Origin of the sequence: Amphritea atlantica (genome assembly GCA_024397875.1) — a bacterium.
Taxonomy (GTDB): domain Bacteria; phylum Pseudomonadota; class Gammaproteobacteria; order Pseudomonadales; family Balneatricaceae; genus Amphritea; species Amphritea atlantica_B.
On record CP073344.1, the window covers coordinates 3,801,197 to 3,813,439 of the forward strand.

The following is a 12,243-nucleotide window of genomic DNA, read 5'->3' on the forward strand; positions in this document are numbered from 1 at the left end:
CGTCGCCAGCAATCTATTTCTGCTAAAAAGCCTGCTCCTGAATGATAAAAAACAGAAAGGGCCGCTATAGCGGCCCTTTCTGTGCAGGATAATCAGCTTTCAGCTGCGGCGGTCGGCAGGGCTTCCGCGGCGCTCGCTACGGCCAAATGTTGGAGCGACATCGGTGCTGCGTACATAACCGACAACACATCGCTCAGGATCAATAACTTCACTCAACACTTCCCGCCACTTGTCAGAGTTCAATAACACGTGCGAAGAGTCGCTGAACTCAAGCCAGCCATTCTCAACCATCGCTTTGACTTTACGGCGTACGGTCTCATAGGGGATGCCGGTGGCAATACTGATTGAATGATTATTGCAGGAAAAACCTGCCACTTCCTGACTATCCTGCGCCTCTTCACGCTGACGCAGGGCCCACAGAGAGATGACATTAAAAATTATCGCTGATTTGATATCGCCATCGAAAACCCGGTAACAACGAATCAGAAAGTCGGTTGAAAAAGAAACAAAGCCCAGCTTCTGAGCCAGCTCATCGGCATCATAACTGGCACGCAGGCTAGTCGACATAACTCCTCCACAAATAGATTTTTTACCCTCTTCTGAACCAGCCCCGTGAGCACTATCCTTATCCATCTCCCCCCCTTAATTATAATTATGTGTATAAATCCGTTTTGCCCTTACATCTCACCCATTTAACGGCTGAATCAAACAGATCTCTCATTTTGAGTATAAAACAGAACATATACTATTCCGCCCCTGTACGACAACAAAAACCCCTTATTTAATAGGAAAATAGCCTTTGAAACCGTTTTGTCATAATTATCTAAGAAACTATATCGGCTAAATAAAAGAAAGGTTTAAAACAATGAAGACAAATTCAGTTGAGCACCAGATTGGCCAACTGGTGCGTGATGACCACAGCGCCGAGCAGATTATGAATATAATCGACCTGCCAGCCGATCAGGTCATGTCACTCTACAGAGACTATATCGAACAGCGTAAGCAACAACAGTTAAGGGCATCGAACCAGCATAGTCAGGCCACCTATGCCATGAGTCTGCGCTCCTGAAAACCCCTCTTGCTCTGTATCATCTTTTTTTGATTCAGCTTTGATTAAGACCCTTTGTAGTATTTACAGTCAGTAGCCATATGCATAAACTGCGATGACTAAAATTCCGGAGCTGATTAAACGACAGCACTCAACGGATACTAATAAAGGTGAGATGAGATGAAAAAAACAATGATCCTGGCAGTCACTGCCATGCTGATGACCCCTGTTGCAGCGATGGCTGAACGCGATGGCGCAACCGTGTATAACACTAAATGTATGGCCTGCCACATGACTGGCGCAGCCGGTGCACCCATCGTTGGTAATGCCGCACAGTGGGGCCCAAGAGCCGCTATGGGTATTGATTCACTTCTGGCATCAGCAACTAAGGGCATTAACGCAATGCCACCCAAAGGCACTTGCATGGACTGCACAGAAAGCGAACTGAAAGGCGCTATTCAGTACATGATCGATAACTCTAAGTAACAGAGTTTTAAGATAAGAAAACCCGGCCATGGCCGGGTTTTTTATTGTCTGCACACAATCAGCCGGTGCTGTACTCAGAACACATCCTGCGGATCTAACGGTCCGAACTCCTGATCTCCAGGCCCCTGAGCTTTAAGCTTTTGCAGCGCTTCAGGATCGTTTCCTTTCTGAATAACAATCTCTACCCGACGATTCATACCGCGGTTATCAGTGGTATTATTCGGTGCCAGAGGTTTGCTATCGGCATAGCCGGTAATGGTAAAACGTGACTGATCGATACGCGGATCAGCAAACAATTCATGCCCAACCGCCAGCGCCCGGGCAGAAGACAATCCCCAGTTAGACTCATACTGCCCGCCGGATACCGGAATATTATCGGTGTGCCCTTCAATAGAAACCTTGCCACCCACGTTGAGCAAAACATCCCTGATTTTGGCAATGACGGGGATATAAGCAAACTTTAACGCAGCAGAGCCTGATTCAAATGAGCCTTTCTCCTTGACCCGGATAACAATCTTCCGACCATCGGTATCAATCTCGACACTTCCCTGACCTATCTCCTGACGTAAAGCGGCAGCAAACTCAACCGCCTCCTTCTTCGCCTCAGCTTCAGCCTGAGCCTCCATCTGTTGCAGCATCTGCTGCAACTTATCTGCTGTTTCACCCTCAAGTTTATCCCTGATCTCAGACACACCCTCCTGAGTCCTGACATCCAGTGTCTGTAAATCATTGTTAAGGGTCATCTGTCTCACTTCATTCAGCGGGGTTGGTTCCGGGCGACCGGGGCTGAATTCCTGAGCAATAATACTGGTACCTTTGGGAATATCCTGAACCTTAATCTGATTCTGTACCCCGAACGCTTCGCGCATCGAGCCCGCCAATTGCTTAAACTTCAGGACATCCATCTCTGAAAATGACAGCAACAGTACGAAAAAGCACATCAGCAGGGACATCAGGTCGGCAAAGGTCGCCAGCCATCCGGGCAAGCCTGCCGCACAGGGGGGACATTCGAGCTCTTCGTCACTCATCAGCGTCGGCCCCTTTAAGCTTCTTCAGCGGCAGGTGCACGCTTAGACTCAGGCAGATAGTTACGCAGCATCTGCTCGATCACCCGGGGATTCTGGCCCGCCTGAATGGCTAATAATCCATCGATAATCAACGCCTGATTCAGTGATTCTTCATCTTTACGACCAGACAGTTTATCCGCAATAGGCAGGGCGATCATCGTCGCAATCATCGCACCATACAGGGTGGTCAGCAGCGCCACGGCCATCGCGGGACCGATCGACTTCGGATCCGACATGTTAGACAGCATCTGCACCAGTCCAACCAGAGTACCGATCATTCCCATCGCGGGAGCCACATCGCCCATCGCCTGAAAAATTGATATACTGGTCTGGTGACGGTCAGTGGTCAGCTTCATCTCTTTATTCAGCAACGTTTTTACCACGTCGGGATCGTGCCCATCCACCAGCAACTGAATCCCCCGCTGCATAAACTCACTGGTGACCTCTTTATCTTCCAGAGAGAGTAAACCGCCCTTTCGCGCGGCGTCGGCAAGCTCGACAGTCTCAACAATAATATCTTCAGGGCTGACCGATTTAAAAAGAAATGCTTTGGCCGCAATTTTACCTACCCCCAGAAACTGTCCCAGGGTAAATTTCATCAACACAACCAGCAGCATACCGCCAACAACAATCAGCATTGATGGCACGTTGACAAACACACCGGGATCACCACCGAGCACCATCGCAGCGATAACAATGCCTAATGAACCAATTAATCCAACCAGTGTTGCTAAATCCACACAAATCCCCTTCGTGTATCTGACTGCATCAGCTCTCTAAACGGTCTGAACAGTGATACGTTATCGCCCGCATAGCGGTGAAACTTTAACGTGATGATACCAAAATTTTAACCGGGTTCCCCCTATATCCCTCTGTTTAGAGTACAATTTATGGGTCTGATTGACCCTGACCGGCCTGTCCGGTAATTTGTCGCCTTTTAAACGGTTCCAACACCGACGGTATGTTCTATGTGCGCAAAGAAAAAAACACCTGATTTCGAAACCTCTCTGTCACAACTGGAAACAATGGTAAACCAGCTGGAGCAGGGCGAACTGTCTCTGGAACAGTCGCTGCAGACCTTTGAGCAGGGCGTCCGCTTAACCCGTGAGTGCCAGTCCATTCTCGCCGATGCAGAACAGAAAGTGCAGATGCTGATTGAGCAAAATGGGGAGTTGAAAGAGGTTCCCTTTGACCTTCCTGAGGAGTGATCTGATGGATGCTAAGCCGCTGTTGCAACAATACCAGCAAAGGGTCGAGCAACAGCTGAAAACCGTCCTGAGCCTTTCAGGCGATGCCGAGAAGATCCGTCAGGCGATGCAATACTCCCTGTTTAATGGCGGTAAACGGGTACGCCCGGTGCTTGTCTATATGGCTAATCAGTTGTTGGGCGGCAAGCTTGAGCAGGCCGATGCCGCGGCTTGTGCTATCGAATGTATTCACAGCTATTCGCTGGTGCATGATGACCTTCCGGCGATGGACGATGATGAGCTGCGCAGAGGCAAACCGACCTGCCATATTGCGTTTGATGAGGCGACTGCGATTCTTGCTGGCGATGGCCTGCAGGCCCTGGCGTTTGAGTTGCTGGCAGCCGATACAACCTTACCGGCTGATATCTGCCTGAAAATGATCAGCATACTGGCCCGGGACAGTGGTTATCGCGGCATGGTAGGAGGACAATCGATCGACCTCTGCAACGAGGGCCAGCAGATCAGTGCCGGACAGCTTGAACTGATGCACCGGTATAAGACCGGCGCCCTGATCAGCGCCAGTATCGAGCTGGGCGCGCTGTCGAGCAACCATGCCAGCGACAACGATCTGCAAGCGCTGAATGACTATTCCCGCGCCATCGGACTGGCCTTTCAGGTGAAAGACGATATCCTTGATATTGAGAGCAACACGGAAACCCTGGGCAAACCACAGGGCTCCGATCTGCTACTGGAGAAGTCCACCTACCCGGCACTGTTGGGTATGGCTGGTGCAAAGCAAAAACTGGCCCTGCTTAATGAACAGGCCCATACCAGTATCGACTATTTTAAAGATGCAGCCGAGCCACTTCACTGGCTGGCTGACTATATTGTTGAGCGCCAGTATTGATTACTATGTTTTATGCCATCCCCGAGTCCCGGCCGGAAACGCCACTGCTGGATCAGATTAACGCTCCAGCCGACCTGCGGCGGCTGCCGATCGAACAACTGCCTCTGCTGGCTGAACAACTGCGAGCCTTCCTGCTCTACTCCGTGGGCCAGACCGGCGGGCATTTTGGCGCGGGCCTTGGCGTGATCGAGCTGACCATCGCCCTGCACTATCTGCTCAAAACCCCGGATGACCATCTGGTCTGGGATGTTGGCCATCAAAGCTACCCCCATAAGATTCTCACCGGTCGCCGTCAAGCACTGCTAAGCATCCGGCAAAAGGATGGACTGGCCCCCTTCCCCCGCATCAGTGAGAGTCAATATGATGATTTTGGCACGGGCCATTCGAGTACTTCGATCAGCGCCGCTCTGGGTATGGCGCTGGCGGACCGGCTGCAGGGCCTGAAGCATAAAACGGTGGCGGTTATCGGTGATGGTGCCATGACTGCCGGAATGGCATTTGAAGCGCTGAACCATGCCGCCCATACCCACGCCAACCTGCTGGTGATCCTCAACGATAACGATATGTCGATCTCCCACAATGAGGGCGGACTGGCGACTTATCTGGCCAAAAACCTCAAGGATAAAATGGGCGCAACCACCGCTGCCCTGTTTGAAGCACTGGATTTTCACTATAACGGGCCTGTTGATGGCCATGATTTCAATCAGCTATTACCCGCCCTGCAACGCTCACTGAACAGTAAAGGGCCGCAGTTTCTCCATATCACCACCCTGAAAGGCAAGGGTTTCGCTCCCGCAGAGAAAGATCCGGTGGGTTATCATGCCATCACTAAAATTGAACCGATCAACCCGCCACCCGCTCAACCAACCTTGAAACAACCCAGCTTCGCCAACATATTTGGTCACTGGATCTGTGACCTGGCTGAACACGACTCGCGGACGGTCGCGATAACCCCGGCGATGAGTGAAGGCTCTGATCTGATTGAATTCTCCCAGCGGTTCAGCGAACGTTTCTTTGATGTCGCCATTGCTGAACAGCACGCAGTAACCCTCGCGGCTGGCATGGCCTGCCGTCAGATGAAGCCGGTGGTGGCGATCTATTCGACCTTCTTACAGCGCGGCTATGACCAGTTGATCCACGATGTCGCTATTCAGAATCTGGACATCCTGTTTGCCCTGGACCGGGCGGGCCTGGTAGGTGAGGATGGAGCAACCCACTCCGGCTGTTTTGATATCAGTTTTCTGCGTTGCCTCCCCGGGATGATAATCATGACCCCTGCGGATGAGCAGGAACTGTGCAACCTGCTACAAACAGGCTATGACCATCAGGGGCCTGCAGCGGTACGTTACCCCCGGGGCAAAGGCCCCGGCGTCAGCGTTAAAGCTGCGGAGATTATCCCCCCCGGCAAAGCCCGGCTGATACGCAAGGGAAAGCAAGCGGCGCTACTCAACTTCGGGCCGCTGTTAACTGAAGCCAGAATAGCCGCTGAACAGCTGAATCTGACACTGGTGGATATGCGTTTTGTTAAGCCCCTCGACCATCAGTTGATCGATCAACTGGTAACAACCCATCCGCTGCTGATTACGCTTGAGGATCATACCGTCAAAGGCGGCGCCGGAGCTGAAGTAAGTGAGTACCTGCACACACAGAGGCATAGCAACCAGTTACTTTGCCTCGGCATTCCGGATCGCTGGATTGAACATGCAACGCGCTCAGAGCAGCTGTCGGAGTGCGGGCTGGATAGCCAGGGGATTATCGACTCGATACAAAACCGGCTGTAACGATTCGCCTGATCGCCGATCAGCTATAAAAAAACCGGCATAAGCCGGTTTTTCAATTATTCCTCTTCATCATCCTGAAAATGATGTTCGCTCATCAAGTGACCCAGCTTACCCATCTTGGTCGCCAGATACTGCTCATTGTGGCGATTTTTACCCACCTGCAGGGGCACGCGGGCGGCAACGTTCAGACCGTACTGCTCTAACGCTTTCACCTTACGCGGGTTATTCGTCATCAGGTTGACGCTGCTAACGCCCAGGTGTTCAAGCATCACCTGACACATACTGTAATCACGCATATCGGCGGCAAAGCCCAGTTTCTCATTGGCCTCAACCGTATCAGCCCCACCGTCCTGCAGATGATAGGCTTTGATTTTGTTCAGCAGGCCGATACCACGCCCCTCCTGACGCAGATAAAGCAACACCCCACAACCCTCTTCACTGATCCGCTTGAGCGCTTCCTGCAGCTGAAAGCCACAATCGCAGCGTAACGAAAACAGCGCGTCACCGGTCAGACATTCGGAATGGATACGCGCCAGTACCGGCGTGCCAGAGTTCAGATCACCATAGGTCAGCGCCACATGCTCTTTTCCGGATGCCAGGTCTTCAAACCCAACCATGGTAAAAACCCCCCATGGGGTCGGCAGCTTGGATGATGCGGCGTACTTTACGGACACTAAGGGATTCCTTCGAAAAAATAAGGCGGTTATTCTAGCAGTGATATCGCCTTTCACATACCCCTGAAATGGGGGCATTATCAGAATATTAAAGGTTGCGGTGTATTAATTTTGCTTAACCAGCTCCGGATCAACACGGCGGGGTAGCATAACCATCACTTTAAGCCCGCCTAAAGGCTCCGATGAATCAAGCATTATCCGGCCCTGATACTGACGAACAATCTCATTGATAATACTCATCCCAAGCCCATGCCCGCTGGTTGACTCATCAAGTCTCTCACCACGATTCATCAGCCGTTCCCGCGCCTCTGCAGGGACGCCCGGACCATCGTCTTCGACTATCAGCTCCAGACAGTGCTCATCCATGTGCGCGTTAATGCGAATCTGACTCTCCGCCCATTTACAGGCATTATCCAGCAAATTGCCCAGCAGCTCGACCAGATCATCCCGTTCACCCGGAAAATAACTCTTCGCGCTGACATCCAGATCAAAGACCAGCGCTTTCTCCCGATAGATCGCTTTCAGGGTCCGGATCAGCTTCTCAAGCTCTTCACCCACATAGATCCGCTGTCCCGGCAGGGCGGCACCGGCAATCCGTGCCCGGGTCAGCTCCCGGTCGATCATCTGCCGCAGTCGCTGAGACTGCTCTTTAATAACCGGTCCCTGGGGCATTCCCTGTTCAAGCAGGGTATCAATATGGCGATCGATAACGGTCAGCGGTGTTTTCGCCGCATGGGCCAGGTTGCCAACGGCATTACGGGAACGCTGCAACCGCAGCTCCATATTCTGCACCAGATAGTTAATCTCAGTCACCAGCGGCTCAATCTCCTGAGTATTGGTTGATGAGAGCTGCCGGATCTCTCCGGACTTAAGCCGGGATATATCCTGCTTCACCTCTTTCAGTGAGCGGAGTCCACGACGGATAATAGAGATCTGCAGTACCAGCAGGATGATCAGGCCGATGAGTCCCAGCCCCACCATTAACCAGCCCAGCTGATTCAACGATTCCTCAATCCGGCTGATATCTTCAGCCAGCATCACCTGAATCTCACGTCCCTGCTTCATAAAGGTTTTTGAGTAAACCAGAGCGGGTTTGTTATTTTGCTGGATCAGGCGAATATTGTCCTGACCAATATCCTGCCCCACTTCGGCAGGTATCTGACTATCCCAGAGTGAACGGGAAAAAAACCACTTACCGTCTACAGCAACCTGGTAATAGTGCCCTGACATCGGCTGCTGATATACCGAGGAGGTATTGTCCACATTGATACGCCAGCCAGCACCGATATCCATCTCAACGGCCCGCAGCACGGTATAGGCGTCGCTGGTCAGGCGCGCGGCCACGAACTCATACGCCATCTGCCGCAAAAACCAGCTCTGCCCCACCCAGAAAAGGCTGAACAGGATCAGCGTTACAACGATAAAGTTGACATTAAGTCTGGACTGAATCGACCTCAACGACTGGCTCCGAAAACATACCCCTGACCCCGCTTGGTGGAGATCATTTCGTGACCGATCTTTTTCCGCAGCATCTTGATATAGGCTTCCACCACATTACTATCGTTCTCTGCGCAATCATCGTACATATGTTCGACTAATTGCAGCTTAGACAATACCCGTCCGGGATTATGCATCATATAGCGCAGCAGACGGTATTCGGTCCCGGTCAGTGCGATCTCTTTACCCTCGAGAATAACCGACTGAGTATTCTCATCCAGCGTCAGTCCGGAGGCTTCCAGCTGTGACGAAATCTGATGATTCGCCCGGCGTAACAGGGCCGTCATCCGCGCCAGAAGCTCCTCGGTATGAAACGGCTTAGGCAGATAATCATCAGCCCCGGCATCAAACCCATCGACGCGCTCCTGCCAGGCGCTACGGGCCGTCAGCACCAAAACCGGGATATTATTCTTCTGTGCCCGCCAGTGGCGTAACACCTCCAGACCTGAACGGTCAGGCAGGCCAAGATCAAGCACCACCAGATCATAGATATCCTCCTTACCCATGATCTCACCATCAACTCCATTGATCGCCAGATCGACCGCATAGCCATGTTTCGCCAGCGAAGCCTTGAGTTCAGGCCCCAGTGCAGCATCATCTTCCACTAACAGAATACGCATCTGCCCCCCCTTAGTCCTGACTATCGAGCACAACCGGATCGACCACATCCCCGTTACGGGCATCGACATAGAGCATTGACACCATTCCGTCCGAGCCGGCTATCTCCATCTCATAGATATAAAGCAGCTCTTTCTGTAACAGGTGGGTATCAATAATTTTACCTTCCGACAGGGTGCTGACCAAGCGCATCAGATCATTCATTGAGAGAATCTCACCCGCCTGCACCAGCACCCGGCAAGCTTCCGCATCAAGCGTCTTTATCCCGACCGCTTCACTGTGCAGAGACGGCGAGACCAGAAGGAATAAAAATACAATTTTAAGTAAGAATGTCTTCATAGTGACTCCACTGCTCTCCGAAACAGCCACAAGGCTTTCGGAGTCAGTATACTGCGATTCTGTCTCAGGGCTTTCAGCAGTTGTTACGATTTCATCAATATACCCGTAACACGCCGAAAAAGTTATCCCGGACTATATGAAAAGACTATCAGCACTATCTGAATTCAAACTGAAAGCAAAGAGAGGGAGCAGAGGGAATATGATCTGACGACGGAAGCAGAATAAAAATCAGAAGACCAGGGTTAACAACTGCAGACACGCCAGTGCCATCAGGCCCGCCAGTACATCATCCAGCATAATCCCCAGACCACCCGCTACTTTTTTATCTGCCCAGCTGATTGGCCAGGGTTTTATAATATCAAACAGACGAAACAGCACGAAGCCGATAACAATCCAGAGCCACCCGGGCGGCGCTGCATACATCGTTATCCAGTAACCGACAAACTCATCCCAGACGATTCCACCATGATCATGGACCCCCATATCTTCCGAGGTTTTGCCGCACAGATAGATACCCACGATAAACGTAATCAGTAAAACAGCAGCATACCAGGCAAGAGAGAGGGGCTGAATCAGCAGAAACAGGGGGATAGCAGCAATTGTGCCTGCCGTCCCCGGCGCCCAGGGAGAGGCACCACTACCCAATCCAAATGCCAGAAAGTGGACCGGATTTCGCCATACAGAAGCTGGGGCCTGATTCATCACGCGCTGCCTTTATCAGAAAAATGATTGTAACCCTGAGGCGCCACAGGCCAGATCTGCCCATCCTCAGCCAGAAAAATACCGGGAGTGGCGGAGATCTGCCCAATACAGGTCACAGCAACACTATGATCACGCAGTGCCCATGCAAGTTTAGGTTCCAGCAGTGCCGGTACAGTAAAGCAGAGTTCAAAGTCCTCTCCCCCGGTCAGCGCCCACTGCCGCGACTGCTCTTCACCCACCCAATGATATAACTCATCGGAGACCGGCAATTCATCGGGATTCAGCATCGCACCCACCTGACTAGCATCGAGGATATGATTAAGATCGGCCAGCAGACCGTCAGAAATATCGATCGCTGCGGTCGCAAAGGGAGCAATCAGCAACGCTGTATCCAGACGGGGTTCAGGACAGAAAAACCGGTGTTGCAGGAAAGGGACCTGCTCGCCATGGATATCTTTAAGCAGTGTTTCCAGCCCTCCCCGGGAGTCTCCCAGAGTGCCGGTAACAAAGATCCGGTCGCCAGGGCGGGCACCACTGCGCAGCAATGCCTTATCCGGCACGGTCCAGCCATGTACCTGAATACTCAGTGTCAGAGGACCACGGGTAGTATCACCACCCACCAGTTGCACACCATAAAGACGGGCCAGTTCGGCAAGCCGGGTACTGAATGCGCGCAACCAGATCGCATTAGTGTCCGGCAGCGTCACTGCCAGGGTGAAAAAAGCGGGCGTAGCGGCCATCGCCGCCAGATCGCTTAGCGCGGCGCCGAGCAACCGGGACGCGACTCTGTCGCCGGGGGTGCCCACCGGGAAGTGAGTTCCCTCAACCATGGTATCAATGGAGACCACCATGTCCCGATTAGAGGGTGGCGCGATCACCGCACAGTCATCACCTACAGAGAGCCGGACCGAGCCGGTGCTATCGCTGCCGATATCAGAGAAATAATCCCGGATCAGCCCAAACTCATCTGTGGCCACGGTCATTTATTTACCGCGTTTAGCGTTTATCTCGGTCATACGCACCCGGGCAGCCAGCTTGTCGAGTATGCCGTTGACATACTTATGACTCTCAGTGGCACCGAATATTTTGGCCAGATCAACACTCTCATTAATCACAACTTTATAGGGCACCACAATACGATAGATCAGTTCGAAGCTGCCAATACGCAGTACAGCCCGCTCGATAGGATCAAGATCATCCAGCGCACGATCCAGGAACGGCTCGTAAGCCCGGTCCAGTTCAGCGACGTTGGCAGGCACACCATGCAACAGCTCGTTGAACAGACTCAGATCGGTACCGGTCATATCGTTATCCATACGGAACTGCAGCTCAATATCGCTGACCGCATTGCCGGACATCTCCCACTGATAGATCGCCTGCAGGGCGAAGCTTCGCGCCGCCCGGCGCATCTCGGTATGAGACTTTTTGTTCTGCTTTTTAGGTGCAGGAGTGTCGCTCATCTTAAACCTCAAGCTGACGCAGCAGACTAACCATTTCCAGCGCAGACAGTGCAGCTTCTGCACCTTTATTGCCTGCTTTAGTACCGGAACGCTCAATCGCCTGCTCAATAGAATTAACGGTCAGAATACCGTTAGCCACAGGAATACCCGAGTCCAGAGACACCTGAGCCACACCTTTAGAGCTCTCACCGGAAACGTATTCAAAGTGCGGAGTACCGCCACGGATAACCGCACCCAACGCAATGATTGCGTCATCTTTTTTCTGATCGGCGATCTTCTGAACCGCTAACGGGATCTCAAATGCACCCGGAACCCGAATCACGCGGATTTTTTCCTCTGCAATACCGTGGCGCTTGAGGGTATCAATTGCACCTTCCAGCAGGCTTTCGACAACAAAACTGTTAAAACGCCCAACAACTATCGCGTACTGACCATTTCCGGTCAGAAAATCACCTTCAATATACTGAACTGACATAT

General features: G+C 52.0%; 16 protein-coding genes. 5 read left to right on the top strand and 11 right to left on the bottom strand.

Features of this window, described 5'->3' with window-relative positions:
- Positions 1–99 precede the first annotated feature (99 nt).
- Entirely contained in the window at positions 100–567 is a 468-nt protein-coding gene (locus tag KDX31_17560) for a hypothetical protein (protein UTW03110.1), read from the bottom strand.
- 298 nt (positions 568–865) lie between these two features.
- Here KDX31_17560 and KDX31_17565 point away from each other — a divergent pair, with 298 nt between their 5' ends.
- Together KDX31_17565 and KDX31_17570 are read left to right on the top strand one after the other, a co-directional pair.
- Positions 866–1,069, top strand: coding sequence for a hypothetical protein (locus tag KDX31_17565; GenBank protein ID UTW03111.1), 204 nt, complete (start codon positions 866–868; stop codon positions 1,067–1,069).
- Between the two features lie 159 nt (positions 1,070–1,228).
- Positions 1,229–1,534, top strand: a complete 306-nt coding sequence (locus KDX31_17570; GenBank protein ID UTW03112.1) for a cytochrome c5 family protein — start codon at positions 1,229–1,231, stop codon at positions 1,532–1,534.
- A 74-nt stretch (positions 1,535–1,608) separates the two neighbouring features.
- Here the strand turns inward: KDX31_17570 and KDX31_17575 are convergent, their stop codons facing one another.
- Entirely contained in the window at positions 1,609–2,562 is a 954-nt protein-coding gene (locus KDX31_17575; protein ID UTW03113.1) for a flagellar motor protein MotB, read from the bottom strand.
- A 14-nt stretch (positions 2,563–2,576) separates the two neighbouring features.
- Positions 2,577–3,341 (bottom strand): flagellar motor protein PomA, encoded by a 765-nt coding sequence (pomA, locus tag KDX31_17580; protein ID UTW03114.1) that lies wholly within the window; start codon positions 3,339–3,341, stop codon positions 2,577–2,579.
- A 228-nt stretch (positions 3,342–3,569) separates the two neighbouring features.
- On the opposite strand from pomA, the gene KDX31_17585 reads away from it, so the two are divergent.
- Genes KDX31_17585 through dxs form a run of 3 tightly spaced genes read left to right on the top strand, consistent with a single transcriptional unit; the run spans position 3,570 to position 6,476 of the window.
- Positions 3,570–3,809 (top strand): exodeoxyribonuclease VII small subunit, encoded by a 240-nt coding sequence (locus KDX31_17585; GenBank protein UTW03115.1) that lies wholly within the window; start codon positions 3,570–3,572, stop codon positions 3,807–3,809.
- 4 nt (positions 3,810–3,813) lie between these two features.
- Entirely contained in the window at positions 3,814–4,695 is an 882-nt protein-coding gene (locus KDX31_17590; GenBank protein ID UTW03116.1) for a polyprenyl synthetase family protein, read from the top strand.
- A 5-nt stretch (positions 4,696–4,700) separates the two neighbouring features.
- Positions 4,701–6,476 (top strand): 1-deoxy-D-xylulose-5-phosphate synthase, encoded by a 1,776-nt coding sequence (gene dxs / locus KDX31_17595; GenBank protein ID UTW03117.1) that lies wholly within the window; start codon positions 4,701–4,703, stop codon positions 6,474–6,476.
- 56 nt (positions 6,477–6,532) lie between these two features.
- On the opposite strand, the gene ribA is transcribed toward dxs, so the two are convergent.
- From ribA to ribE, 8 genes are all read right to left on the bottom strand, one after another.
- Positions 6,533–7,150, bottom strand: coding sequence for a GTP cyclohydrolase II (ribA, locus tag KDX31_17600; GenBank protein ID UTW03118.1), 618 nt, complete (start codon positions 7,148–7,150; stop codon positions 6,533–6,535).
- A gap of 105 nt (positions 7,151–7,255) precedes the next feature.
- Complete coding sequence (locus tag KDX31_17605) at positions 7,256–8,536, bottom strand: sensor histidine kinase (protein ID UTW05441.1); 1,281 nt, start codon at positions 8,534–8,536, stop codon at positions 7,256–7,258.
- Between the two features lie 68 nt (positions 8,537–8,604).
- Positions 8,605–9,267: a response regulator transcription factor gene (locus tag KDX31_17610; protein UTW03119.1), complete on the bottom strand. Its 663-nt coding sequence runs from the start codon at positions 9,265–9,267 to the stop codon at positions 8,605–8,607.
- Between the two features lie 10 nt (positions 9,268–9,277).
- Positions 9,278–9,604, bottom strand: a complete 327-nt coding sequence (locus KDX31_17615; GenBank protein ID UTW03120.1) for a hypothetical protein — start codon at positions 9,602–9,604, stop codon at positions 9,278–9,280.
- A gap of 228 nt (positions 9,605–9,832) precedes the next feature.
- Positions 9,833–10,306: a phosphatidylglycerophosphatase A gene (locus KDX31_17620; protein UTW03121.1), complete on the bottom strand. Its 474-nt coding sequence runs from the start codon at positions 10,304–10,306 to the stop codon at positions 9,833–9,835.
- Complete coding sequence (gene thiL / locus KDX31_17625; GenBank protein UTW03122.1) at positions 10,306–11,289, bottom strand: thiamine-phosphate kinase; 984 nt, start codon at positions 11,287–11,289, stop codon at positions 10,306–10,308. The genes KDX31_17620 and thiL overlap by 1 nt, the downstream gene beginning before the upstream one ends.
- Complete coding sequence (gene nusB, locus KDX31_17630) at positions 11,290–11,766, bottom strand: transcription antitermination factor NusB (protein ID UTW03123.1); 477 nt, start codon at positions 11,764–11,766, stop codon at positions 11,290–11,292.
- Between the two features lies 1 nt (position 11,767).
- Positions 11,768–12,241 carry a 6,7-dimethyl-8-ribityllumazine synthase gene (ribE, locus tag KDX31_17635; GenBank protein ID UTW03124.1) on the bottom strand — a complete coding sequence of 158 codons (474 nt, stop codon included), beginning with the start codon at positions 12,239–12,241 and terminating at the stop codon, positions 11,768–11,770.
- Positions 12,242–12,243 lie beyond the last annotated feature (2 nt).

What these genes read in the sequence shown, in the direction of transcription:
- KDX31_17560 (UTW03110.1), bottom strand. Translation starts at nt 567, where the DNA reads ATGTCGACTAGCCTGCGTGCCAGTTATGATGCCGATGAGCTGGCTCAG.
- KDX31_17565 (UTW03111.1), top strand. Translation starts at nt 866, where the DNA reads ATGAAGACAAATTCAGTTGAGCACCAGATTGGCCAACTGGTGCGTGAT.
- KDX31_17570 (UTW03112.1), top strand. Translation starts at nt 1,229, where the DNA reads ATGAAAAAAACAATGATCCTGGCAGTCACTGCCATGCTGATGACCCCT.
- KDX31_17575 (UTW03113.1), bottom strand. Translation starts at nt 2,562, where the DNA reads ATGAGTGACGAAGAGCTCGAATGTCCCCCCTGTGCGGCAGGCTTGCCC.
- KDX31_17585 (UTW03115.1), top strand. Translation starts at nt 3,570, where the DNA reads ATGTGCGCAAAGAAAAAAACACCTGATTTCGAAACCTCTCTGTCACAA.
- KDX31_17590 (UTW03116.1), top strand. Translation starts at nt 3,814, where the DNA reads ATGGATGCTAAGCCGCTGTTGCAACAATACCAGCAAAGGGTCGAGCAA.
- dxs (UTW03117.1), top strand. Translation starts at nt 4,701, where the DNA reads ATGTTTTATGCCATCCCCGAGTCCCGGCCGGAAACGCCACTGCTGGAT.
- KDX31_17610 (UTW03119.1), bottom strand. Translation starts at nt 9,267, where the DNA reads ATGCGTATTCTGTTAGTGGAAGATGATGCTGCACTGGGGCCTGAACTC.
- KDX31_17615 (UTW03120.1), bottom strand. Translation starts at nt 9,604, where the DNA reads ATGAAGACATTCTTACTTAAAATTGTATTTTTATTCCTTCTGGTCTCG.
- KDX31_17620 (UTW03121.1), bottom strand. Translation starts at nt 10,306, where the DNA reads ATGAATCAGGCCCCAGCTTCTGTATGGCGAAATCCGGTCCACTTTCTG.
- thiL (UTW03122.1), bottom strand. Translation starts at nt 11,289, where the DNA reads ATGACCGTGGCCACAGATGAGTTTGGGCTGATCCGGGATTATTTCTCT.
- nusB (UTW03123.1), bottom strand. Translation starts at nt 11,766, where the DNA reads ATGAGCGACACTCCTGCACCTAAAAAGCAGAACAAAAAGTCTCATACC.
- ribE (UTW03124.1), bottom strand. Translation starts at nt 12,241, where the DNA reads ATGTCAGTTCAGTATATTGAAGGTGATTTTCTGACCGGAAATGGTCAG.